Source organism: Bradyrhizobium cosmicum (assembly GCF_032290525.1).
Taxonomy (GTDB): Bacteria; Pseudomonadota; Alphaproteobacteria; order Rhizobiales; family Xanthobacteraceae; genus Bradyrhizobium; species Bradyrhizobium cosmicum_A.
This window is the reverse complement of sequence record NZ_JASXTA010000008.1, coordinates 234434-257443: the sequence shown is the minus strand read 5'-3', so window position 1 is coordinate 257443 and position 23010 is coordinate 234434. Positions and strand designations below refer to the sequence as shown.

At 63.8% G+C, this 23010-nt stretch carries 21 protein-coding genes; 13 read left to right on the top strand and 8 right to left on the bottom strand.

The window, feature by feature from the left end; translation table 11 throughout:
* Positions 1-75 precede the first annotated feature (75 nt).
* Complete coding sequence (gene mddA / locus QSV46_RS17265; protein WP_314953129.1) at positions 76-864, top strand: methanethiol S-methyltransferase; 789 nt, start codon at positions 76-78, stop codon at positions 862-864.
* 136 nt (positions 865-1000) lie between these two features.
* Entirely contained in the window at positions 1001-1423 is a 423-nt protein-coding gene (locus QSV46_RS17260; RefSeq protein ID WP_314953127.1) for a GFA family protein, read from the top strand.
* 188 nt (positions 1424-1611) lie between these two features.
* Here the strand turns inward: QSV46_RS17260 and QSV46_RS17255 are convergent, their stop codons facing one another.
* The gene (locus QSV46_RS17255; RefSeq protein WP_314953126.1) at positions 1612-3171 is read right to left on the bottom strand and encodes a winged helix-turn-helix domain-containing protein; all 1560 of its coding nucleotides are present in this window, start codon (positions 3169-3171) and stop codon (positions 1612-1614) included.
* Positions 3172-3482: 311 nt separating this feature from the next.
* Here QSV46_RS17255 and pcaB point away from each other — a divergent pair, with 311 nt between their 5' ends.
* Together pcaB and QSV46_RS17245 are read left to right on the top strand one after the other, a co-directional pair.
* Entirely contained in the window at positions 3483-4844 is a 1362-nt protein-coding gene (pcaB, locus tag QSV46_RS17250; RefSeq protein ID WP_314953125.1) for a 3-carboxy-cis,cis-muconate cycloisomerase, read from the top strand.
* Positions 4845-4956: 112 nt separating this feature from the next.
* The gene (locus QSV46_RS17245; RefSeq protein WP_314953124.1) at positions 4957-6213 is read left to right on the top strand and encodes an aminopeptidase; all 1257 of its coding nucleotides are present in this window, start codon (positions 4957-4959) and stop codon (positions 6211-6213) included.
* 80 nt (positions 6214-6293) lie between these two features.
* On the opposite strand, the gene QSV46_RS17240 is transcribed toward QSV46_RS17245, so the two are convergent.
* The gene (locus QSV46_RS17240; RefSeq protein ID WP_314953122.1) at positions 6294-6848 is read right to left on the bottom strand and encodes a hypothetical protein; all 555 of its coding nucleotides are present in this window, start codon (positions 6846-6848) and stop codon (positions 6294-6296) included.
* Between the two features lie 237 nt (positions 6849-7085).
* Here QSV46_RS17240 and QSV46_RS17235 point away from each other — a divergent pair, with 237 nt between their 5' ends.
* Both QSV46_RS17235 and QSV46_RS17230 read left to right on the top strand, forming a co-directional pair.
* Entirely contained in the window at positions 7086-7541 is a 456-nt protein-coding gene (locus tag QSV46_RS17235; RefSeq protein ID WP_314953120.1) for a cupin domain-containing protein, read from the top strand.
* A 231-nt stretch (positions 7542-7772) separates the two neighbouring features.
* Entirely contained in the window at positions 7773-7979 is a 207-nt protein-coding gene (locus tag QSV46_RS17230; protein WP_314953118.1) for a hypothetical protein, read from the top strand.
* A gap of 25 nt (positions 7980-8004) precedes the next feature.
* Here the strand turns inward: QSV46_RS17230 and QSV46_RS17225 are convergent, their stop codons facing one another.
* Together QSV46_RS17225 and QSV46_RS17220 are read right to left on the bottom strand one after the other, a co-directional pair.
* Entirely contained in the window at positions 8005-8556 is a 552-nt protein-coding gene (locus tag QSV46_RS17225) for a hypothetical protein (RefSeq protein WP_314953116.1), read from the bottom strand.
* Positions 8557-8621: 65 nt separating this feature from the next.
* Positions 8622-9434, bottom strand: a complete 813-nt coding sequence (locus QSV46_RS17220) for an MBL fold metallo-hydrolase (protein ID WP_314953114.1) — start codon at positions 9432-9434, stop codon at positions 8622-8624.
* 235 nt (positions 9435-9669) lie between these two features.
* On the opposite strand from QSV46_RS17220, the gene QSV46_RS17215 reads away from it, so the two are divergent.
* A complete protein-coding gene (locus QSV46_RS17215) occupies positions 9670-10875 on the top strand; it encodes an acyltransferase (protein WP_314953112.1) in 1206 nt (401 codons plus the stop codon).
* A gap of 101 nt (positions 10876-10976) precedes the next feature.
* Here QSV46_RS17215 and QSV46_RS17210 read toward each other — a convergent pair whose 3' ends face one another.
* Positions 10977-12503, bottom strand: coding sequence for a permease (locus QSV46_RS17210; RefSeq protein ID WP_314953110.1), 1527 nt, complete (start codon positions 12501-12503; stop codon positions 10977-10979).
* Positions 12500-13249, bottom strand: a complete 750-nt coding sequence (locus QSV46_RS17205) for an ABC transporter ATP-binding protein (RefSeq protein WP_314953368.1) — start codon at positions 13247-13249, stop codon at positions 12500-12502. The genes QSV46_RS17210 and QSV46_RS17205 overlap by 4 nt, the downstream gene beginning before the upstream one ends.
* A 261-nt stretch (positions 13250-13510) precedes the next feature.
* Between QSV46_RS17205 and QSV46_RS17200 the strand changes: the two genes are divergently transcribed.
* From QSV46_RS17200 to QSV46_RS17175, 6 genes are all read left to right on the top strand, one after another.
* Entirely contained in the window at positions 13511-14386 is an 876-nt protein-coding gene (locus QSV46_RS17200) for a branched-chain amino acid ABC transporter permease (protein WP_314953108.1), read from the top strand.
* 5 nt (positions 14387-14391) lie between these two features.
* On the top strand, positions 14392-15543 hold the full coding sequence (locus QSV46_RS17195) for a branched-chain amino acid ABC transporter permease (protein ID WP_314953106.1): 1152 nt from the start codon (positions 14392-14394) through the stop codon (positions 15541-15543).
* Entirely contained in the window at positions 15540-16298 is a 759-nt protein-coding gene (locus QSV46_RS17190; RefSeq protein WP_314953103.1) for an ABC transporter ATP-binding protein, read from the top strand. The genes QSV46_RS17195 and QSV46_RS17190 overlap by 4 nt, the downstream gene beginning before the upstream one ends.
* A gap of 3 nt (positions 16299-16301) precedes the next feature.
* Complete coding sequence (locus QSV46_RS17185; RefSeq protein WP_314953101.1) at positions 16302-17090, top strand: ABC transporter ATP-binding protein; 789 nt, start codon at positions 16302-16304, stop codon at positions 17088-17090.
* 87 nt (positions 17091-17177) lie between these two features.
* Entirely contained in the window at positions 17178-19016 is a 1839-nt protein-coding gene (locus tag QSV46_RS17180; RefSeq protein ID WP_314953098.1) for an AMP-dependent synthetase/ligase, read from the top strand.
* Positions 19017-19096: 80 nt separating this feature from the next.
* The gene (locus tag QSV46_RS17175; RefSeq protein ID WP_314953096.1) at positions 19097-20296 is read left to right on the top strand and encodes an ABC transporter substrate-binding protein; all 1200 of its coding nucleotides are present in this window, start codon (positions 19097-19099) and stop codon (positions 20294-20296) included.
* Between the two features lie 180 nt (positions 20297-20476).
* Here the strand turns inward: QSV46_RS17175 and QSV46_RS17170 are convergent, their stop codons facing one another.
* Both QSV46_RS17170 and QSV46_RS17165 read right to left on the bottom strand, forming a co-directional pair.
* Positions 20477-21601: a lysozyme inhibitor LprI family protein gene (locus tag QSV46_RS17170; protein ID WP_314953094.1), complete on the bottom strand. Its 1125-nt coding sequence runs from the start codon at positions 21599-21601 to the stop codon at positions 20477-20479.
* A 176-nt stretch (positions 21602-21777) separates the two neighbouring features.
* On the bottom strand, positions 21778-22509 hold the full coding sequence (locus QSV46_RS17165) for a transglutaminase-like cysteine peptidase (RefSeq protein ID WP_314953091.1): 732 nt from the start codon (positions 22507-22509) through the stop codon (positions 21778-21780).
* Positions 22510-23010: the final 501 nt, after the last annotated feature.

The window sequence follows — 23010 nt, the reverse complement described above, 5'->3', positions numbered from 1 at the left end:
AAGTCTTGGGCCGTCCGATCCGGCATGGTGCAATGACCAATGAAGTGCCGGCGTTTTGGCACAACGGAGCTTTTCATGTCCCAAATTGATCACCAGGTTCACTCGATCGGCCCGGAGGTTGCGGGCTCTCGCATTTTCAGGTTCATCGCCTTTCTGTACGGAATTGCGGCATATCTCGTGTTTTTCGTCACCATTCTCTACGCCATCGGCTTCGTCATGGGGCTGGTGGTGCCGAAGTCCATCGACACCGGAACCGACACGCCGACGGCCGAGGCCGTCATCATCAATCTGCTGCTGATGACGCTGTTCGCCGTTCAGCACAGCGTGATGGCGCGCCAGCAATTCAAGGCATGGTGGACGCAGTATGTCCCCAAGCCGGTCGAGCGCTCGACCTACGTGCTGCTGGCAAGCCTGTCATTGCTGCTCCTGTTCTGGCAGTGGCGTCCGCTGCCCGCGGTCGTATGGAACGTCGCGAACCCGGATCTTGCTGTGACGATCGTCACGCTGTGCCTGGTGGGCTGGGTTCTGGTGTTCACCTCGACCTTCATCATCAACCACTTCGAGCTGTTCGGCCTGCATCAGGTGACCAATCATCTGATCGGCAAGGAGACGGCGCCGCCGCGCTTCAAGACGCCTCTGCTCTATAAGTTCGTCCGTCATCCGATCTATCTCGGCTTCATCATCGCGTTCTGGGCGGCGCCGGTCATGACCGCAGGCCATCTGCTGTTTGCGGCCGTGACCACAGCCTACATCTTCGTCGGCATCGCGCTGGAGGAGCACGACCTCATCGATCTCTTCGGCGACGAATACCGGCAGTACAAACAACGGGTGTCGATGCTTATTCCCTGGCGCAGGTCAGTATAATTCACGCGTCTTCCCAGCGCGTCCGCCGAAAGGAGGACGCGCGGCGGAACCGAAGCGCGTAACCGATCTTACCGGACTCCAGCCTTTGACGTCCCTCGGGATGATTTCCCGAGCCTTTATCAACGGAGACGACCCAATGAAACATGTCGGACATTGCTTCTGTGGCGCGGTCACGATCGAGGTCACGGGCGAGCCGGCGGCGATGGGCTATTGCCATTGCCGCTCCTGCCGCTCGTGGTCGGGCGGGCCGGTAAACGCCTTCAGCCTGTGGAAGCCCGAAGCCGTGCGCGTCACCGAAGGCGGCCAGCACGTCGAGACCTTCGCCAAGACGCCGCTCAGCCAGCGCAAATATTGCAAGAAGTGCGGCGGTCATCTCATGACCAACCATCCGCCGCTCGACCTGATCGACGTCTTCACCGCCACCATCCCCACGCTCGCCTTCACGCCCGGCGTCCACGTCAACTATTCCGAGACGGTGCTGCCGATGCGCGACGGCCTTCCCAAGCTGAAGGATTTTCCGGCCGAGTTCGGCGGCAGCGGCGAGATGATGCAGGAGTAGCAGGCGTTCTTACCCTCCCCTGGAGGGGGAGGGTCGATCGCGCGAAGCGCGAGCGGGGCGGGGTGATCTCTCCCCTCGGGCAGTGTTCGATGAGGAGAGACCGTCACCCCACCCCGTCTCACATTTTCGCTGCGCTCAAATGCGAGCCGACCCTCAGCCTCCAGGGGAGGGTAAACCGAGACCGCCGCCTACCTCATCCCAGCGCGCCGAAATCCTTCTAGATAATGCTCGCGATCCTCTGCCCGCAGCATCGGCAGTTCGCGTGTGAGCCAGGCCAGCGAGAGGCCGGGCTGGGTGCGATACAGGCCCTGCAGCGCGGAAGTCGCGAGTTGAGGATCACCCAGCATGCCGGCGGCGGCCGTCAGCACGCGATGGGCACCAACAAAATCGCCGCGCTGGCGCATCGATTCCCGCGCCATCTGGATGGCAGCCTCGTAATTTCGGCCGATGAACTGGGCATAGGCGGCAACCCCGCAATAGATCGCCGCGAGCGGATCGCGCGGGCTCAGCCGCAGCGCGCGGCGGGCGGCGGCATCGCCGTCCTGCCATCTCCCGGCGTAGCACAGCGTCACGCCGTAAAAGGCGTGGGCCATCGCAAAGTTCGGATTAAGCCTCAAGGCCAGCTCGAACTCCGCCAGCGAATCGTCGAAGCGGCGGCGGAATAGATAAGTATAGGCGAGGCCGTGATGGGCCCAAGCGTCCTCGCGATCGGCCTCCACTGCCGCCAGCGCCGCGCGTTCGGCGACCGGCACCGTCGCGGCCATGTCGGTCCAGCCCATATGCGCACCGAAAATATGGCTGGTCGCGAGCAGGCCGAGCGCCTTGCCATAGGCGGGATCGATGGCGGTGGCCTGTTCCAGCAGCCCTTGCGCGGCGGCATTGTCCTCGCGCGTGCTGCGCCAGTAACGCGATAGCGCACGCATCACGAGATCCCAGGCGTCGAGGCTACCCGGCGGCTTTTGCTGGGCGCGAAAGCTTTCGGCGGCGTAAAGCTGCGGCTCGATCGCGGCGACGATCGCCTCGGTGATCTCGTCCTGCACGGCGAAGATGTCGGCAAGCTCGCGATCGTAGCGCTCGGCCCAGAGATGACTGCCGGTTGAGGCGTCGTTGAGCTGCGCCGAGATGCGCAGGCGCTCGCCGCTCCGCCGCACGCTGCCTTCGAGCACGTAGCGCACGCCGAGTTCGCGCGCGACCTCGTGGATATGCACGGCGCGGCCCTTGTAGACGAAGGAGGAGTTGCGGGCGACGACGAAGAACCAGCGCAGCTTCGACAGCGCAGTGATGATGTCCTCGCTGATGCCGTCGGAGAAATAGTCCTGTTCGCGGTCGCCGCTCATGTTGGTGAAGGGCAGCACCGCGATCGCAGGCCGGTCCGGCAGAGCGAGCATGGCCTGTCGCGCTTGGACGATACGGCGGGGCTCCGGCGCAGCCATGCCGAGCTGCGTCTGGACGGCACCGACGAAACGAAAGCCCTTGCGTGCGATGGTGCGGATCAGCGCCTGGCTCGCACCGCTGTCGCCGACCGCCTTGCGGGCCGCGTTGATCCGACTGGTCAGGGTGGATTCGGAGACGCTGCGCCCGTGCCAGATCTTGTCGATCAGCTCGTCCTTGCTAACCACCCGGTTGCGGTTCTCCATGAGGTGGACGACGAGGTCGAACACCTGCGGCTCCACGGCCACGGGAACCTGCTCGCGGCTCAGCTCGCGCCGGTCGGTATCGAGAAGGTGGTCCCGGAACATGAACTGCACGTCGAAAGCCCAGACCTCACAACGACATCAGGCAATGATGAAATCAAAATGGAGTTCGGCTCGAAGTCTGTGAGTCCACTGAGCGGTCGATCCGGTTCACCACGATCGCGTGATGGCAACCATGCTGTTTTCGGACGGGAATGCAGCCGCAGCGTGAATGCGGCGAGGCTACACACTCCCCTCATTCCGGAGCTCGCGCCAGGTGGCACGCCCCGGAATGACGGGAGTATCGGGCTTTCTCCATTGCCGAACAGCGCGGCCTGCGTAAGCTGCCCTCCATACAAGCAACATCAACCACGAAGAAACGCCCCATGCCCGCTTTCGCCGCCTCGACGACCGTGATCGATTCCGTGCTGTTCCGCGACGCCTTCGGCACGCCCGAGATGCGCGAGGTGTTTTCCGACGTCGCACTGGTCGCGCGCTATGCCGAGGTCGAGGTCGCGCTGGCGAAGGCGGAAGCGGCATGCGGCGTGATCCCGCGGGAAGCCGCCGACCAGATCGCTGCGCGCACCGACGTTGCCACGCTCGATTTCGACCTGCTCCGGCAAGAGACCGACATTGTCGGCTATCCGATCCTGCCGCTGGTGCATCAGATGGCGAAGCAATGCGGCGAGGCCGGCCGCTACGTGCATTGGGGCGCGACCACGCAGGACATCATGGACACCGCCGTGGTGCTGCAATTGCGCGCCGCGTTCGCGATCGTCGAGCGGGACATCGCGGAGCTGCGCAAAATCCTCGCAGACCTCTCGAAGCGCTACCGCGACACGCCGATGGCGGGCCGCACCCATCTCCAGCAGGCGCTGCCGGTGACGTTCGGCTACAAGACCGCGATCTGGCTCGCGATGTTCGACCGCCACGCCGAGCGTCTGGCGCAATTGAAGCCGCGCGTCCTGGTCGGCCAGTTCGCCGGCGCCGCCGGCACGCTGGCTTCGCTCGGCGACAAGGGCTTTGAGGTCCAGGCGGCGCTCTGCGCCGAGCTGGAGCTCGGCGTTCCCGCCTCGACCTGGCACGTCGCACGCGACGGCTTCGCTGAAGCGGTGAATTTTCTGGCGCTCGTCACCGGCTCGCTCGGCAAGATCGCGCTCGACATCATGATCATGGCCTCGACCGAGTTCGCCGAGGTCTACGAACCCTTCGTCAAGGGCCGCGGCGCCTCCTCGACCATGCCGCAGAAGCGCAACCCGATCTCCTCGGAGCTGATGCTCGCGGCGTCGAAGGCGGTGCGCCAGCACGCCGGCCTCATGCTGGACGCCATGGTGCAGGATTTCGAGCGCGCGACCGGGCCCTGGCACGCCGAATGGATGGCGATCCCGGAAAGCTTCGTGCTGACCGCCGGCGCCCTGCACCAGGCGAAGTTCGCGCTGGCCGGCCTCATCGTGGACGAGGCTAGGATGAACGACAATCTCGCCATCAGCCGTGGCCTGATCGTGGCCGAAGCAGTCATGATGGGACTGGCGCCCCAGATCGGGCGGCAGGAGGCACATGACGTGGTCTACGACGCCTGCCGGCTCGCCAACGAGAACGGCCTGACGCTGGCGGATGCGCTCTCGTCCGACGGCCGCGTCTCTGCCAGGATTGACCGTGCCACGATCGATGCGCTGACCTCACCGAAAAACTACCTTGGCCTTGCGCCCGCCATGGTCGACCGGGTGCTGAAATCGGCAACGCGTTGAAAACCAAAATGCGCGAAACTGCGTATCTTCTCCGTATCGCAAGACGCTCGCGTACTTGCGTCTTGCGATGCTAGACTTAGATTGAAGAGAGAGCTTCGGCAGAGGACCCCGCATGACCGATCACCGCAATTCCACCACTCCCATCGATCCCGTGAAACTCGACCGGCTGGCCGAGGTGGCGGTGAAGGTGGGCCTGGGCTTGCGGCCGGGGCAGGATCTGCTCCTGACGGCACCTGCGATCGCGCTGCCGCTGGTGCGGCGGATTGCCGTGCATGCCTATCAGGCCGGCGCCGGCATCGTCACGCCCATCCTCTCCGACGAGGAAATGACGCTGGCGCGGTATCGCCACGGCCATGAAGACAGTTTTGATCGCGCCGCCAACTGGCTCTATGAGGGCATGGCCAAGGCATTCTCGGACAATACCGCGCGGCTCGCCATCGTCGGCGACAATCCGATGCTGCTGTCGGGCGAAGATCCTTCCAAGGTCGCGCGTGCAAGCAAGGCCAATTCGATGGCCTATCAGCCGGCGCTGGAAAAAATCGTCAATTTCGACACCAACTGGAACATCATCGCCTATCCGAGTCCGTCCTGGGCCAAGCAGGTGTTTCCAAACGATCCGGAAGACGTTGCGATCGGCAAGCTTGCGGAAGCGATCTTCGCCGCCTCGCGCGTCGACCGCGAGGACGCGATGGGCAATTGGGCGAGCCACAATGCGGTGCTGCGCGAGCGCACCAACTGGCTCAATGGCCAGCGTTTCCGCGCGCTGCAATATTCAGGTCCCGGCATCGACCTCACGATCGGGCTCGCCGACGGACACGAGTGGGAGGGCGGCGCCTCGCTGTCCAAGAACGGCATCAGCTGCAACGCCAACATCCCCACCGAAGAGGTCTTCACCACGCCGCATTGCCGGCGCGTCTACGGCCATGTCGTGAGCTCGAAGCCGCTGTCTTACCAGGGCACGCTGATCGACAACATCGCGGTGCGCTTCGAGGACGGCAAGATCGTCGACGCCAAGGCCTCGCGCGGAGCGGAGGTGCTGAACAAGGTGCTCGACACCGACGAGGGCGCGCGGCGGCTCGGCGAAGTGGCGCTGGTGCCGCATTCCTCGCCGATCTCGCAGAGCGGGCTGTTGTTCTACAACACGCTGTTCGACGAGAACGCGGCCTCGCACATCGCGCTCGGCCAGTGCTATTCGAAGTGCTTCGTCAACGGCGCACAGCTGACGCCGCAGCAGATCGCGGCGCAAGGCGGCAACCAGAGCCTGATCCATATCGACTGGATGATCGGCTCGGCCGAAACCGACATTGACGGCATCCTGGCAGACGGCAGCAAGGTGCCGGTGTTCCGCAAGGGCGAGTGGGCGAAGTAGGCTGTTCACCTCTCCCCGCTGGGGAGAGGTGAACATCGTCGCGACGTCTTCTGCTGAAATTCAAACTCTGGTGGCCCCTCTCACGCCGCCGCGTTGCGCAGCACCGGGTTGTTGTCGATGCTGAAGCGGTTGAACAGCGTCGTAAAAGGGCTGCCGTCGGTGGCTCGCACGATGGCGTCGGAAGCCGCGACTGCCTCGTAGAGCGCGCCAACCGGATCGTCCGCCTCCGGCAGGTCCAGGCCCCTGCGAATTTCCTCGCGGGCCTCGTTGACGTCGTCCTCGTCCTCGAGTGTCGCCTCCAGCGCCTCCGCCGCGCGCCGCATCTCAGCCAGATCGCCGCCGGCGGAGAATTTGAGGATGTCCAGCCAGTAGGGGCGGGCGACCACGAGCTGGACGAACGCCTCGAACGTACCGGCGATAATTCCGGCGCGTCCCTCCGATGAGGCGTAGAGCACATGCCGCGACGGCAGCAGCACGAACGAACCGCCGGAGCGGTCACTGCCGATCTGCCGAGGGTCTTCGACGCCGTCGATGGTGAACCAGAGCTCCTCGTCGGGCGCGAAGGAAACATCGAGGCTGCCGAGCCAGGCGACGACCTCGCCTTGTGCGCTCAGGACCTCTGGAGTGAGGGGCATCTGCATGGCTCCTTCGATGGTCAATTCCGCGCACTTTGTCGCACCCGGGAAAAGATGGGTTCATCTGCGTGAATCTGCAGGGAAATCGCGACGTTAACCGTTTCGCTTCCGCAACTTGCGGCTGATTGTCGGGCATTGCGTAAGAAAGAATTAAAAACCGGCTACTAGCGTTCCAACATCTTTTCAGCAATCCGGGCCGAGACCCGGCCATGCATATTATATTCACCGAGGAAGCAGATGTCGCGCGCATTGATTGAAATCGGTAGTTGCAATGTCGAACTCGAGCTGCGGCCGATCGAGCCGTCCTGGATCATCGAGGGCAATCCGGTATCGCGCTCGCACATCCTGTCCACCAGCGACGACGGCACCGCCTCGACCATCATCTGGCAGTGCACCGAAGGCCGCTTCAACTGGTACTACGACATCGACGAGACGATCATGATCATGGAGGGATCGATCGTGCTCGAAAGCGACGGCATGCCGCCGAAGCGCTACGGCCCCGGCGACGTCATCTTCTTCCGCGACGGCGCGCATGCCAAATGGCATGTCGAAGGCCACGTCAAGAAGATTGCCTTCTGCCGCAAGACCAATCCCGTGATGATCGGCTTCCTGATCCGCGTCGTCAACAAGCTCAAGAAGATCTTCGTCTCCACCGGCGACCGCCGTCCGGCCTCGCTGATGGGGGCCGGCTAGAGCTCAACCGCAAATTCAAGGACGCTTCCCAGCGGCCACGACGAAGAGGGGGCGGGATCAACATCCCGGCCCCTCTTCTCGTCATGACTGCAATTCGAGCTGGTAGAATTCGGTCGCGGTCTGCGAGAACAGCGCCGCCATGCCGCGGCAAGCTCCTCGGAGAACGGGGACTTCTCGCGAGGCTTTGCGCCGGCCTTCGAGGAGCAGGGCCTGGAGTTTCCGCAGGCGACTGTGACGACGTCGTGCACCCATTCGCTGAGCGTCCTTGTCGGCAACGGCAATTTCCTCGGCATTCATCCTGGCGCGATGCTGGCGACGCCGACCGAACGCTCGCAATTGACCGCCGTCGACGTCAGGCTGCCGACCACGCGCGGCGCAATCGACCTGATCGCACTGAAGGATCGTTCGTTCAGTCCGGTGGCCAAGCTGTTCGCATAGTCGGTTGCGCCTGTTGTGCAGAGCATCAAGCCCAATCGAGTGTCGCGGGCCATTCGCAAGTAGTCTGCCGCTTCGCCTTCACGTCCACCACCAGCCGCCAATCGGTTGCCGCAGCAGGCTTGACCTCGCCGAGCCAGTGGAAGGAATCGCCGGTGATCTCCGTAAAGCTCCAGCGCGTCAGCTCGCCTGACTCGGTCGTGCCCTCCTGCACGATGTCCTCGCCGTGCGCGCGGCCGATCTGCTGGCGGAATACGCTGCGGCCCGGATCGAACCAGAAAATCCGCCACGCAGCAATGGAGGGGTCATAGACCCGCAGCGTCGTGCCGTACCAATTGCCGGCGATCGGAAAGGCCTGAAAGCCTGCGGGGCGGGAAATGATCCAGACGTCCTGGACGGCGCGGCCTTCCAGCACCCAGCCGAAATGAATCTCGCCGGGAGCGGTGTGCTTGGTCCCATCGGGCGCGTGGGCGGTGATCTCGGCGTCCCAATCGCCGACAAAGCGGCCGTAAAGCCGGAGCGCCGCGGCGTGCTCGGGGTTGGGTCCGTCCGCGTGCAGCAATCTTGCAAAATCGCTCATACCGATCTCCTGTTGCGAGAAGGTCAGCACGACCGGACGGCAATCGACTTGGAGAAAATTGCGCCTCAAACGCCGTCGAGGATGATCACCGTCGGATTCGTCGGCAAGGTATCCCGCGACATCCGGAACGAGCGCTCCATGCGCCGGTCGATCTCGAACTGCTGGCCGATGCCGCGCATGAACTCGTCGAACGGGGTGGCAAAGCGGTGCATCGGCAGCACCACCGACGCGCGCAGGCGCTTTGTGATCTCGGAGACGCCGCCCAGTGACATCGTGTAGGTGCCGTCGATCGGCACCATCACGATGTCGAGCCGGCCAATCTGGGCAAAGTGGCTATCGTCGAGCTTGTGGTGGAGGTGGCCGAGATGGCCGATGCAGAGGCCGGCGACCTCGAAGATGAAGATCGAATTGCCGTCGCGGATCATGTCCGCCCCGGCATCGTCGCCGAAATAGCGGCGAATGTCGGTGGTGACGTTGCGGACAAAAGTGTCGCCGATGCGCTCCGAGACGATGGCCGGCTTGCCGTCCTCGCTCCAGCCGTGGAGAACATGGGGAATGCGCTTGTCGGGGAAGAGCGTGTAGTGGGTGCTGTGGGCCCGGTTCATGGTGGCGACGTCGGGCAGCCGCCCGACCTGGTAGGCGCCGCTATAGTCGGTGGCGATGCGCAAGCCGCCGGGCGTATCGATGAAATAGGTGGAGTGGCCGGCATAGGTGATCTCGACCTCGGCCGCAGCTGCCGCCCGCCGGAACGCCACCGGCACCGCACGAGGCGGAGCATTCGCCATCGCCAGGCATTCGCTGCGCTGGGGTTGCTGCGCGAGGACAGGGGTGAGCAAGGCGCCGAACAGCGCCAGAGCCGCCGAAACCAGTCGCCACATGCATCCGTCCCCATGATTTCAGGGAAAGTCTAGCGTGCAACGCAGCGCGTGGCCAATGGGCTTGCGATCAAGAGCGCGTCAGTGTCGCACCCTCACGCCCGCCGTGTTCTGGATGCTCAACGCACAGGCCGAGATCCGACCGACGCGGCGGCCGGCCAAGGTCATTGAGCCGGGCTGCCTCCCGAAAATGGCGCCCTTCGCTCGCGCATGGAGCCATTAAGCATAGACTCAACCGTTGCTTGAGCGGTTGCCGCTTCCTCCGTACCCGTTCTCGATGGACTCGGCTGAAAATATCACCCGGTATCATGCTCTCGACAGCTGGCGCGGCATTTGCGCTTGCATGGTTGCGCTGTTTCACTTCGACGTCATCAGCCACCTGTCGTTGCTGCCGCTGACCAGACATGCCTACCTGTTCGTCGACTTCTTCTTCGTGTTGAGCGGCTTTGTCATCGCGTCAAACTATCGCTCACGCCTCGCTGAGGGGTTTGGCCTCGGCCGCTTCCTCGTCCTGCGGCTTGGGCGGATCTATCCGCTGCATCTTGTGACGTTGTTGTTGTTCATTCCCATTGATGCTGCGAAGGACGGTATTGGTCCGAACCTCCTGCAGGCCATCGTGACCAACGTTCTTCTCCTGCAGGGACTCGGCGTCAACCCACAGAACTGGCTGAACTTCGCGAGTTGGAGCATTAGCGCCGAGTTCGCGGCCTATGTGATCTTCGCCGCCGTCGTCAGCAGGATCGGGCCGACGATCTGGCCTTGGCTGCTCCCGATCATTGCCGGGCCGGTCATGCTCGCCACGATCAGCCCGGATGGGATGAATGCCACTTACGATTACGGCCTGGTGCGCTGCCTTTATGGTTTTGCGCTTGGCGTGCTCTCCTTCGATCTACGCGAGCGCTTTCCGGCGCTGCGCGCACGCCTGGCGCCGTCGGGCGAGACATTGCTCGAGATGGCCAGTTTCGTGCTCGTCGTGGGCTATGTTTCGATCGCGGGAAGCAGCGCCACCCTGCAGGTGGCCTCGCCGCTGCTGTTTATGCTGGTCGTGCTGGTGTTCGCGCGTGAGGCCGGCGCGGTCAGCCGCCTTCTGACGGTGCCATTCATGCTCACCGTGGGGACGCTGACCTATTCGATCTACATGCTGCATCCGCTCGTCCGGGCAGTGGTGCGGGCGATCCTTATGGTCGTCGAGCGTCTCACGCATATCGAGCTGTTGGTCTCGTATGCGTTGAGCGCGGACCATGAGCCGACCAAGGTGGTCTCGATGAATGGATCGCTGTGGTTCGGTGACGTGCTGCAGGTTGCGATGCTGCTGTTGACTGTCCTGCTGTCGGTTGCAACCTATCGTTATATCGAAGAGCCCGGGCGTAACTGGAGCAGGCGGTTGCTGGATCGGCGGAAGGTCGGCTCGGTCCGCAGCGCACAACCGGCTTTCGACACCTGACCGCCCAGGCTTGGCAAGCTCAACCAGAGTCGCCTCACGGGCTTTGAGATGCAAACATAATGCACCGCTCGCTGAGCGAGGGAAAGGGTGAGGCGCCGCCCTCACTCCCTCCTTGGGCTGAACTTCCAGGTCATCGCAATCAGGCCCGCGGTGATCAGGCCGCTGATGAGGCCGGCAAGCGGCAGCGCGAGCACCAGCGCCGCGGTGGCGGCCCAGCCGATCGAGGAGAAGGCTTCGGCGAAGGTCGCAAGCCGCGAGGAGGTCTGGCGGCGGCGGAACTGGCTGCGCCGGGCCTGAACCCGAAACCAGAGCTGGATTGCGGTGGCGGAGGACGCGCTGATGATGATCGCGGCGGCACTGATTGCGGCCTGATAGGGCGAGGCGAAAGCAAGTGCTGCGACCAGCGGAGAAAAGATGGCGGCGATCGCGATCAGCACCACCTCGATCTTGGCGCGGATGACGCTGGATGGCGTCAGCGGCGCAGTCGCGACCAGGTCGGGGGCGTCCTCGCCCGAGATCGTCAGCCAGGAGAGCCCGCCGGCGAGCTGTCCTGCCGCCATGACCATCACCGGCGTGATCAGCGTCAGCGCCGCCGAGCTGTCGGCAAAGCTGCGCCAGAGCAGTAGCGCCGGCGGCACCAGATAGAGAAGCTGCATCAGCGTTTGCGAGATCAGCCAGGGATCGCGCCACAGCAGCATGAACTCCTTTCGCCGCAGCGCTCGCTGCCGCGATCCGCCGTGGAACGGACGTTCCCTCGCGCGCTTGCTGCCGGACTTGCCATGGGCGGCGGCATCGAACGCGGTGTCGGCGAAGCGGCCGGAAAAGATCGCCATGACGCTACCGAGCAGCACGAGGCCGAGCGCCAGAAGCAGCAGCAGCGCCTCGCTGTCGCCCATCGTCGCCCGCGCCGGCCACCACCAGATGCTGTCGACGTCGGGGGCGTGTTCGGCAAAGGTGCCTGATGTCAGGATGGTGACGCGCGACAGCGTGCCATAGGACATGATCGCGGCGACCTGCAGCGCGATCACGAAGCCGGCGCCGATAATGGCGGCGAGGATCTGGGCTATGAGGCGCGTGCGCGCTGGGCCGATCAGCCGGAACAGCAGGATGGTGACGGCAATCGCGACCGCCGCAGCCGACAGGCCCATGGCGACGACGACGCCGAACGCCGCAAGCCAGCGCAGCCCGCCGCCGATCACCAGCACGTCGATGAAGGGCGTCGAGAACAGCAGCGCCATCACGGTGACGGTGAGCGCGATCGCGGCGATGCGCACCGAGAACAGATTGGCGAGCGTCGCGGGCGAGGACATGATGAGGTCGAGATCGGCTCGCGCGTAAAACACCCGCGTCACCGATTCGATCGCCTGCGACAGCATCAGCGTCCAGGCCAGGAAGATCGTCGCCGAGATCATGATCAGTGATGACTTGTCGAGCGGCAATTGCAGGTCGGCGAAGCGGCCGATCACGGCCCAGGCCGGCACGTGCAGCAGTGCCGCGATGGAGAGCAGGCCGATGACGGCGGCGCGTGCCCGCTTGCGTCGCCCGCCGGTCATCATGGCCAGCCATTCGCGCCAGGCGAGCCGGAGCTCGTGGCGGGCGAACCAGGACAGCGCGGTCGCCGAGCTCATGCGGCTTCCGAAAGCGTCACCAGCGCGATGAAGAGATCTTCAAGGCTGGTGCCGGCATGGCCGTTCTGCTGACGCAGCTCGGCGAGCGTGCCCTCGGCGACGAGGCGCCCCGAGGCGATCACACCGATGCGGTCAGCCATGCGTTCGGCGACCTCCAGAATATGCGTGGTCATGATGATGGTGCAGCCGGCCTGAACGCGCTCGCTGAGGAGGCCCTTCACGTGGCGGGCGGAGACGGCATCGAGACCGGTCAGCGGCTCGTCGAGGATGATGAGGCGGGGATCGTGCACCAGCGCGCCGGCGAGAGCGACCTTCTGGCGCATGCCCTTGGAAAAGCCTTCGCAGCGTTCGTGCCGGTGCGGCTCCAGCCCGAGCGAACTCAGCAGCTCCTGCGCAACCGGCTCGGAGATCGATGGTGCAATGCCCCAGAGGCCGGCGACGAATTCGAGATATTCGAGCGGGGTGAGCTTGTCATAGATCATGGGCTCGTCGGAGACCCACGCCATCACCTGCTTGGCGGCGACGGGATTTACGAGCGCATCGATGCCGAAGATCGAGACCGCGCCGGCATCGGGCCTGAGCAGGCCCGCAACCATGCGCAAGGTGGTGGTCTTGCCGGCGCCGTTGGGGCCGACGAGAGCATAGAATTCGCCGGCGTGAATGGTCAGATCGAGGCTGTCGACCGCCAAACGGTCAAAACGCTTCGTTAACCCTCGGACTTCCAGCGCCGAATTGTCCGGCTTCATGACGGCCACACCTTGCGGTTTTGCATCGCCCGCGACCATGATCCGAAGATGTTTCGGCACCGTGAATCTACGGCCGACAAATTCGCCATCCGGGATCGACTAAAGGCAAGTCACCGTTTGTTGACAGCGCTCGGTGGTTCAGGCTGAATTGGTTACGGACAAATGGCGCTAACGCGGCGAAACGACTGCGTAGCGACTGGACACAAGATGCGATGAGGCGGTCACGAAGAGCCGCTGGTTGCATGGGGAGGATGCGCGGCGATGCTGGATTTCGTTCAGCAGCTGGTCAGCGGTGTTGCGCTCGGCTGCGTTTACGGCCTGATCGCGCTCGGCTTCGTGCTCGTCTACAAGGCCACCGAGGTCGTCAATTTCGCCCAGGGCGATCTGATGATGCTGGGCGGCTTCTTCGCCTTTACCTTCATCGGCATGATGGGATTGAACTACTGGATCGGCTTTGCCGGTGCGGTGGCCGCCATGGCGATGTTCGGCATGCTGGCGGAGCGGGTGGTGGTGCGGCCGATCCTCGGCTATCCGCAATTCTCCATCATCATGGCCACCATCGGCCTCGGTTACTTCCTGCGCTCGATCGCCGGCATGGTCTGGGGCACCGACGATCTGAAGATCGAGACGCCGTTCAGCCAGGGCGTGCTGCGCGTCGGCTCACTGGTGCTCGCCCATGACAAGCTGTCGGTGATCGCGGCGACGATGATCCTGTGCGCGCTGCTGTGGCTGTTCTTCAACAAGACCACGCTCGGCACCGCGATGCGTGCCAGCTCCGAGAACATGCTGGCGGCCTACTACATGGGCATTCCGGTCAAGCGCGTGGTCTCGATCGTCTGGGCGATCAGCGCGGCGGTAGCGACCTGCGCCGGCGTGCTGCTGGCGCCGATCACCTTCATCCATTCCAATGTCGGCCTCGTGCTCGGGTTGAAGGCGTTTCCCGCCGCCGTGCTCGGCGGCTTCGGCTCGATCCCGGGCGCCGTCGTCGGTGGCGTCCTGATCGGTATGATCGAGAGCATGGCCGGCTTCTATCTGGCGGAGGGCTGGAAGGACGTCGCGCCGTATGTCGTGCTGCTGGCCGTGCTGCTGCTCAAGCCCGAAGGTCTGTTCGGCCTCCACGTCCGCAAGAAAGTCTGAACGCAATGCGCTTCCTGTTCAAGACCGACTACGAAGACGACATCAAGCTGTTTCCGCATTCGGGCTACATGGTTTCCTACGGCATCCTGCTCGCGCTGCTGCTGATCGCGCCCTATGTGCTCTCCAGCTATCTGATGAGCCAGCTCGTCTTCGTCTGCATCTATGCAACCGTCGGCGTGGCGCTGCTGATCCTGACCGGCTTCACCGGCCAGGCTTCGCTCGGCCACGCCGCGTTTCTCGCGATCGGGGCCTACACGGCGGCGTATTTGCAGAAATACAACGTGCCGTTCCCGGTCTACTTCCTCGCTGCGGGCGCCCTGACCGGATTGATCGGCGCGATGGTCGGCTTCCCGGCGCTGCGCCTGACCGGGATCTACCTCGTCATCGCCACCATCTCGTTTGCCCTGATCGTCGAGGAAATCCTGGCGCGCTGGGAGAGTGTCACCCACGGCAACGAGGGCATGCGAGTCAAGACGCTGTCGTTGCTCGGTGTCGCGGTGCCGCGCGACAGCCCCACCTTTTACTTCCTGTGCCTTGCGGTGCTGGTGCTGACCATCGTCGGCACGCTCAATCTGCTGCGCTCGCCGACCGGGCGTGCCTTCGTCGCGATCCGCGACAGCGAGACCGCGGCGCGCAGCATGGGCATCAACGTCGCGCTCTACAAGGTGAAGTCGTTCGCGATCTCGGCGGCGATCACCGGCTTTGCCGGCGTGCTGTTCGCACACAAGCTCTCCTTCATCTCGCCGGAGATGTTCACGCTCCAGCTCTCGATCGAGTTCATCATCGTGATCCTGATCGGCGGCACCTTCAGCCTGCACGGCGCGGTGCTGGGCGCGATCTTCATCGTGATGATCGACCCGTTCCTGACCTATCTGAAGGATGACATGCCCGGCATCATCGCCGGCATTGCCGCGACGTTCGGCGCGAGCTCGGCAACTGCGGGCAACGTCCAGTCGAATGTCGCTGCCTTCGCCTCGCTCAACGGCCTGAAGGGTGCGATCTACGGCATCATCATCGTGCTGTTCGTGCTGTTCGAGCCGCTCGGGCTCTACGGCCGCTGGCTGAAGGTAAAACTCTTCTTCCAGCTGTTTCCGCTCTACAAGCGTGCCACCTTCAAGCGGCAGAAGATCTACGTGAAGTCGGAGCGGAACCGATGAGCTATTTCCGCGCCGAGAACCTGTCGCTGCATTTCGGAGGCCTCAAGGCCGTCGATGCGGTGTCGTTCGCGGTCGAGAAGGGCGAGATCCTCTCGATCATCGGGCCGAACGGCGCCGGCAAGAGTTCGATCTTCAATTTGATCTCGCGGATCTACCGGCCGACCTCGGGCCGCATCTTCTTCGAGGACCAGGACATCACGGAAGAGCCGCCTTACGACATCGCCAGGCTCGGCATCGCCCGCACCTTCCAGAACATCGAGCTGTTCGAAAACGCCACGGTGCTCTCCAATCTGCTGGTCGGACGCCACCGCCATTCGACCACCCAGCTCTGGCAGGAACTGCTGTTTCTGCCGGGCGTGCGCGCGGGCGAGAAGCTGCACCGCCGCCGGGTCGAGCAGGTGATCGAATTCCTCGATCTCGAGCCTTATCGCGACAAGCTGATCTCGGGCCTGCCCTACGGGGTGCGCAAGGTGATCGAGCTCGCGCGCGCGCTCTGCTCGGAGCCGAAGCTGATCCTGCTCGACGAGCCGTCGTCGGGTCTGAACGTGGAGGAGACCGACGACATGTCGTTCTGGATCCGCGATATGAAGAGCGAGCTCGGCGTCACCGTGCTGATGGTCGAGCACGACATGTCGCTGGTCAACCGCGTCTCCGATCGCGTCGTTGCGCTGAACTACGGCCGCGTGCTGGCGATGGGCTCGCCCGCCCAGGTGCAGCAGCACCCCGACGTCGTCGCCGCCTATCTGGGAGCGTAAGCGATGGATGCGACCGCGACGCCGGATATCATCCTGAAGCTCTCCAACATCGAGAGCTATTACGGGCCGATCATGGCGATCCGCGGCATCTCGCTGGAGGTGCCGCGCGGCCGCATCATCACGCTGCTCGGGGCCAACGGGGCCGGCAAGACCACCGTGCTGAAGACCATCTCCGGCATTCTCGATCCGCAGAAGGGTGCGATCGAATTCATGGGCAAGCCGATCCAGCGTGTGGAGGCCGACCGGATCGTCCGGCTGGGCTTAAGCCACGTGCCCGAGGGACGCGAAGTGTTCCCGTTCCTCTCGGTGCGCGAGAACCTGATGATGGGGGCGTATCCACGCAAGGACCGCGACGGCGTCGTGGAGGATCTGGAGCGCGTCTACGGCTATTTTCCGCGATTGAAAGAGCGCATCAACCAGCCGGCCGGCCAGCTCTCCGGCGGCGAGCAGCAGATGCTCGCGATCGGCCGCGCATTGATGAACCGGCCGACGCTGCTGCTGCTGGACGAGCCCTCGCTCGGCCTGTCGCCGCTGCTGGTGAAGGAGATTTTCACGATCATCCGCCGCGTCAACGAGGAGCAGGGCATGTCGATTTTGCTCGTCGAGCAGAATGCCAAGGTGGCGCTGGAGACGGCGCATTATGGTTATGTGCTCGAGATCGGCCGCATCGTCATGAACGACACCTGCGACCGCTTGATGCATTCGAAGGACATCCAGGAATTCTACCTTGGCGCCAAGGAAGCGGGCGCACGAGGCGAGCGGCGCTGGAAAAAGAAGAAGACGTGGCGTTGAACTGGCGTAGACTGGACGAGCCCGTCCGCCAACATAGACCGCCGGCAAGGCAGGCAGCGGGCGGAAGGCGACAAGGAGGAGACGCGCATGGCCCGACCGGCGGTGCTGACGGTCGCTGATACGATCGCGAACAGCTTTCTGCGCGCCGCGGAGATGCGGGGCGACAGGCCGGCGATCCGCGAGAAGAAGTTCGGGATATGGCAGCCGACCAGCTGGCGCGAATGGCTGGAGATCTCCAGGGAGATCGCCTACGCGCTCCATGCGACCGGCTTCGTCCCCGGCGACGTCGCCTCCATCATCGCCAATGCCGTCCCGGAATGGGTCCATGCCGACATGGGCATTTTGTGCGCCGGCGGCGTCTCCTCAGGCATCTATCCGACCGATGCGTCGTCCCAGGTGGAATACCTCGTCAACGATTCCCGCACCAAAGTGATCTTCGCCGAGGACGAGGAGCAGCTCGACAAGATTCTCGCCTGCCGCGCGCGCTGTCCGTCCCTGCAAAGCATCATCGTGTTCGACATGGAGGGCCTCGGCGGCTTCTCCGACGAGATGGTGATGTCGCTCGACGAGTTTCGCGCGCTCGGCCGCAATCACATGGTTGGTCGCGAGGCGCTATGGCGGGAGATGACCGACAGCCGCAGCGCCGAAGATCTCGCAGTGCTCGTCTACACGTCGGGGACCACCGGGCCGCCCAAGGGCGCGATGCACGCCAACCGCAGTGTCACGCACCAGATGCGCCACGCCAACGATTTCATCCCGGCGCAAGAGGACGAAGACCGGCTGATCTTCCTGCCGCTCTGCCACGTCGCCGAACGCATCGGCGGCTACTACATCTCGGTCGCGCTCGGCTCGGTGATGAATTTCGTCGAAAGCACGGAGACCGTGCCGGACAATCTGCGCGAGGTGCAGCCGACCGTCTTTCTCGCGGTGCCGCGCATCTGGGAAAAATTCTATTCCGCGATCACCATCGCGCTGAAGGACGCGACGCCGCTGCAGCAATGGGTCTATCGCCGCGCCATCGAGGTCGGCTACCGCATGGTCGATTGCCGGATCGAGGGCAGGGCGCCGCCGCTGTGGCTGCGCATCGCCAATGGCATCGCGTACCGGATCGCCTTCCGCAACATCCGCCGCATGATCGGCCTCGATCGCTGCCGCATCGCCTTCTCCGGCGCGGCGCCGATCGCGCCGGAGCTGATCCGCTGGTACCTCGCGCTCGGCATCGACATTCACGAAGTTTATGGCCAGACCGAGAATTGCGGGGTCGCGACCATGATGCCGGCGGAGCGGATCAAGCTGGGCTCGGTCGGCACCGCCGTGCCCTGGGGCGAGGTCGCACTGTCGCCCGAAGGCGAGATCCTGATCAAGGGCGACTTCCTGTTCATGGGCTACCTCAACCAGCCGGAGAAGACCGCCGAGACCATCGATTCCCGCGGCTGGCTGCACACCGGCGACGTCGGCACCATCGACAATGAGGGCTTCGTCTGCGTCACGGACCGGATGAAGGACATCATCATCACGTCCGGCGGCAAGAACATCACGCCGTCCGAGATCGAAAACCAGCTCAAATTCTCGCCCTACATCTCGGATGCCGTCGTGATCGGCGACAAGCGGCCGTATCTGACCTGCCTCGTGATGATCGACCAGGAGAATGTCGAGAAGTTCGCGCAGGACCACGACATCCCCTTCACCAATTATGCCAGCCTGTGCCGCGCGACGGAGATCCAGGACCTGATCTGGCGCGAGATCGAGGCGGTCAACGGCAATTTAGCCCGCGTCGAAACCATCAAGCGCTTCTACCTGATCGAGCGGCAGCTCACCCCGGAGGACGAGGAGCTGACGCCGACCATGAAGCTGAAGCGCGGCTTCGTGAACAAGCGCTACGCCGCCGAGATCGAGGCGATGTATCACGCGAGGGCGGTGGCGTGAGCCGACCAGCAATTCGAGAAAGCGAGGGGAGAATTGGCCCGGCCCCTCGCACAACACGGGCCGAAGGAGAGGAGACGTCAATGTCGAAGTCGTTGAGAGCGTTCGGCCTTGCTGTGAGCGCAATGGCGCTCACTTGTCAGCCGTCCCTAGCGCAAACCAAGGTCACCAACGAGGGCATCTCGGCGACCGAGATCGTCATCGGCACCCATCAGGACCTGTCAGGCCCGATCAAGGGCTGGGGCGTTCCGGTCTCCAACGGCATGAAGATGGCCGTCGAGGAGGTCAACGCTGCCGGCGGCATCCATGGCCGCAAGATCCGGCTGGTCGTCGAGGACAGTGGTTACGATCCGAAGAAGGCCGTGCTAGCGTCGCAGAAGCTGATCGAGCGCGACAAGATCTTCGCCATGGTGGGCGCAATGGGATCGCCGACCGTTCTGGCCGCACAGGACATCCTGCTCGACGCCGGCGTGCTCCAACTGTTCCCGCTGACGGCGGCCGAGTTCACCTTCAAGTTCGATCCGGCCAAGCCGCAGGAGCGGCTGAAGTTCAACAACCTCCTGCCTTACGTCGAGAGCACCCGCGCCGCGCTGAAATACATGATGGAGTGGAAGAACTTCAAGAAGCCCTGCATCATGCATCAGGACGACGAGTACGGAAAGAACGTGCTCGACGGCTTCAACCAGCAGCTCACCGCCATGAAGGTGCAGCCGGCCTCGATCACGAGCTACAAGCGCGGCGCCTCCGACTTCAGCGCGCAGGTCGCCAAGATGAAATCCGACGGCTGCGACCTCGTCGTGCTCGGCGCGGTGCTTCGCGAGCCCATCGGCGCGATGACCGAGGCCAAGAAGCTCGGCTGGGAGGTGACCTTCCTCGGCGCCACGCCGACCAATGTGATGGAGGTGCCCATGCTCGGCAAAGACGCGGTGGAAGGCCTCTACGCCGCCGCACTCTTCGAGATTCCTTACGAGGACACGGCCAAGGGCAAGGTCAAGGACTGGCTCGCCACCTACAAGAAGACGTTCGGCACCGACGCCAACACCCAGGCCATCATCGGCTACAACGCGGTGATGACGTTCGCGTTCTATGCGAACAAGGCGGGCAAGGACCTGACCGGCCAGAAGATGCTGGACGCGCTGGAGTCCGGAGACAAGTTCGTCGATATCTTCAACTCGCCTCCGACGAAGTTCTCCAAGACCGACCATCTCGCCAGCACCATCACCCAGGTGCAACAGGTCAAGGGCGGCCGCTGGGTTCTGGTAAAGGACAATCTGATGTTTTGATGTGAGCCGGTTTACCCGCCCCTGGAGGGGGAGGGTCGATCGCGCGAAGCGCGAGCGGGGTGGGGTGATCTCTCAACACGGGCAGTGTGCGAGGTGGAGAGACCGTCACCCAGCCCGTCTCATATCTCGCTACGCTCAATATGAGCCGACCCTCCCCTCCAGGGGAGGGTAAGTAAGAATTCACGACCCTCCGCCCGCCGTCCCCGAATTCACCGGGGCCAGTTCGTCCTCGCGGCAGCGCCAGCCGTCGGCGGCTTTGACGAATGCAAAAGTCCGCTGGATCCTGATCCGGCGCGTCACGTTGAAGGCCTCGCCGGTTCGCTCCTTGTTGTCGCCGCCCGATTGCGGGCGGCCCGTCCTCGGGTCCCAGCAGGTGCCGGTGCAGGCGGACGCGACCTTGCTGCACGTCGAGAAGGGCGCCAGCACGGCCATCTCGATCTCGCCCGTGACCTGCGCCTCCTGATCGGTTACCTGGCTGTCGAGTGCGTAGACGCGATTGATGCGGAGGAAGTTGCCGCAGGAATTGGCGGCGTGGATTCGCGCGGCACAGAAATCGACGGCATCGGTGTCCGGCGAGCGGGCCGCGACCTGGCGTCCGAACACCTTTTTTGGATCGCCTTTCGCCGCGCGGACCTCATCGTTCCTGTGCTTCAACTGGTCGGCGAGACAGTCCTCCGCGGATTCGAGCTCGTGGAGCGGCACGTTCTCCTTGCCGACCAGGTTGCACTTGCGATCACGCTCTCGCGTCCATCGGCCATATTCGGCGAAGGCAAAGCGGGCCGCGGTCGGGTCCAGCTTGCCGATCAGGCCGAGCACCTCGCTGTTCAGCTCGGTCTCGACCAGCGCCAGCGACGGGTCGGCGCAGATCAGCGCGCCCGCGGCCGTGTTGGCCGCGAGACAGTCAAAATCCGGATCCCGCACGATCGCGGCACGACCTTGGGTGACCTTGAGCAGGCAGGCCTTCACCCGGTCGAAATCATCGGTGTGGATCGCGGTCTGGCCGAGGATGCCGCAACCGAGATTGCGCTGTCGGATCCAGATCGCATTTTCCTCGATCGCCGGCAGACGATCGGGCAGGCGGGCGAGCCGTGCCTCGATCGCCGCGCTCAGTTTCTCGGCGGCGGCGGCAAGCTCGGCATCGCCGCAAAACAGTTGATTGCCGGGGTCGCGGATCTGCTGGCACTTGTTCTTTGCAAACAGCGGCAGCCGGTCGGTGATGGAGCGGTCGGATGGGCCGGATTGCGCGGAGGCTGGTGCCGCCCGCCAAGCCAGCAGCGCAAGCACAGACAGCACGATGAACCGCATTCCAGTCGCCCCCGCTTAGCCGATGCCATGCTAGCGTCCCGGATCGCGCGGTGGAATGGTTTTGTGGCGGGTGGTTGGTACGAGACCCAAAAGCCCGGATGGAGCGCAAGCGCAATCCAGGGCCAGTGCCAGCGGTCGGAGTCCCCGATTGCGCTCCATCCAGGCTACAAGATCAATTACTGCGCCTCGGCAGCCGCCACCGACAACCGCACCGGTTCGTCGACATATTTCATCACGGCCGATGGATAGAGCACGAACAGCGGTTGGTAAGTGCGCGCGGCGTCGTCCTCGACCATCGCCATGCGGCGGTTGTCGAGCATCAGCCAATGGCCGTCGAGCTTGGCTGCGGCAACCGCATGCTCTGCACCGGCCCTGACGTCGCGCACCACGACGATGCGGAGATCCTCATTGGCGACGCCAGCGAGCCGCAGCGCGGCCAGCTTGGCGATGGCATAGTCTTCGCAGTCGCCGGCGCCCCGCGTGAAGGTCGCGAGCGGCGAGCTCCAGACGTCGTCGGAGCCGTCATCGGCGGCCCGGATGGCCAGATTGATGGCGCGATTGGTCTCGCCCAACCGCGCGCGGCCGTCACGGCTGCGGGCCTGGTCGACGATGGAGAGCAGCTTGAGTGCCGCGGGCGAGGCGCAATTGTCCCGGTCGCCGTCGCACAGCGCGAGCTGCACCATGTCGTCGTCGAGCTTCTGCCTCAGCGCGAACCATTTCTGTTGCAGGCTGCCGGACGAGATGGCGAAGGCGAACACGCCGAACGGTTCGGCGGATTTGCGGACGAGGACGCCTGCTCCCGGCGACAGCAGCGTGCCGGCGCGGAGGTCGGCGGCCGATCCGAGCAGGATCAATCCGCACAGGACAAGGATTGCGCGAAAGGTGCGCGAGCGAGCAGCGGTCTCCATCTGACATCCCCTTCCGGCTTCGTCAGGTCCCCTAGACCTGAACGTGCCGGGCTTTGTTGCTTTCGCGGAGATAGTGCGAGACGGGCCGTTTTGTTCTGCTTAACGCGCCCGGCAGGGGTCTCAAAACCGAGGGACAGGCTGAAACGGGCTTGGCCAAATTGCGTAAAATTTTACGAATCGGAGGCTAGGAGGGCCCCGCAAGCGCTAAACGGAGCCAATTGCAAGCAGAAGTTGTGAGAGTGCCAATTCTGCGCCTATGGCTAACGACCCGCTATTTCACGGGTTCTGTTAGTTGGATCACAGATTTGGCCCCGTATTTGCCGCAGGATGCTGCAGGGCACCACGAAGAAAAGATGACATAAGTATCTGTTGTGCACTTTTACACTAGAATACATGGGGTGACTTGAAATGACCGAAAAATGGCGCCGCTTTACTGACAAGTATTTCAAAAACTACTTTAGCTCCTCTACGGTCGCCCAGCCGCTCAGGGGCATCGACCGC

Bases quoted from the DNA above. Each gene is read 5' to 3' on its own strand.
- QSV46_RS17195 (WP_314953106.1), top strand. From the start codon at position 14,392: ATGCGCTTCCTGTTCAAGACCGACTACGAAGACGACATCAAGCTGTTT.
- QSV46_RS17225 (WP_314953116.1), bottom strand. From the start codon at position 8,556: ATGAGCGATTTTGCAAGATTGCTGCACGCGGACGGACCCAACCCCGAG.
- QSV46_RS17185 (WP_314953101.1), top strand. From the start codon at position 16,302: ATGGATGCGACCGCGACGCCGGATATCATCCTGAAGCTCTCCAACATC.
- QSV46_RS17165 (WP_314953091.1), bottom strand. From the start codon at position 22,509: ATGGAGACCGCTGCTCGCTCGCGCACCTTTCGCGCAATCCTTGTCCTG.
- QSV46_RS17220 (WP_314953114.1), bottom strand. From the start codon at position 9,434: ATGTGGCGACTGGTTTCGGCGGCTCTGGCGCTGTTCGGCGCCTTGCTC.
- QSV46_RS17245 (WP_314953124.1), top strand. From the start codon at position 4,957: ATGACCGATCACCGCAATTCCACCACTCCCATCGATCCCGTGAAACTC.
- pcaB (WP_314953125.1), top strand. From the start codon at position 3,483: ATGCCCGCTTTCGCCGCCTCGACGACCGTGATCGATTCCGTGCTGTTC.
- QSV46_RS17175 (WP_314953096.1), top strand. From the start codon at position 19,097: ATGTCGAAGTCGTTGAGAGCGTTCGGCCTTGCTGTGAGCGCAATGGCG.
- QSV46_RS17210 (WP_314953110.1), bottom strand. From the start codon at position 12,503: ATGAGCTCGGCGACCGCGCTGTCCTGGTTCGCCCGCCACGAGCTCCGG.
- QSV46_RS17200 (WP_314953108.1), top strand. From the start codon at position 13,511: ATGCTGGATTTCGTTCAGCAGCTGGTCAGCGGTGTTGCGCTCGGCTGC.
- mddA (WP_314953129.1), top strand. From the start codon at position 76: ATGTCCCAAATTGATCACCAGGTTCACTCGATCGGCCCGGAGGTTGCG.
- QSV46_RS17170 (WP_314953094.1), bottom strand. From the start codon at position 21,601: ATGCGGTTCATCGTGCTGTCTGTGCTTGCGCTGCTGGCTTGGCGGGCG.
- QSV46_RS17190 (WP_314953103.1), top strand. From the start codon at position 15,540: ATGAGCTATTTCCGCGCCGAGAACCTGTCGCTGCATTTCGGAGGCCTC.
- QSV46_RS17205 (WP_314953368.1), bottom strand. From the start codon at position 13,249: ATGAAGCCGGACAATTCGGCGCTGGAAGTCCGAGGGTTAACGAAGCGT.
- QSV46_RS17235 (WP_314953120.1), top strand. From the start codon at position 7,086: ATGTCGCGCGCATTGATTGAAATCGGTAGTTGCAATGTCGAACTCGAG.
- QSV46_RS17260 (WP_314953127.1), top strand. From the start codon at position 1,001: ATGAAACATGTCGGACATTGCTTCTGTGGCGCGGTCACGATCGAGGTC.
- QSV46_RS17180 (WP_314953098.1), top strand. From the start codon at position 17,178: ATGGCCCGACCGGCGGTGCTGACGGTCGCTGATACGATCGCGAACAGC.
- QSV46_RS17240 (WP_314953122.1), bottom strand. From the start codon at position 6,848: ATGCCCCTCACTCCAGAGGTCCTGAGCGCACAAGGCGAGGTCGTCGCC.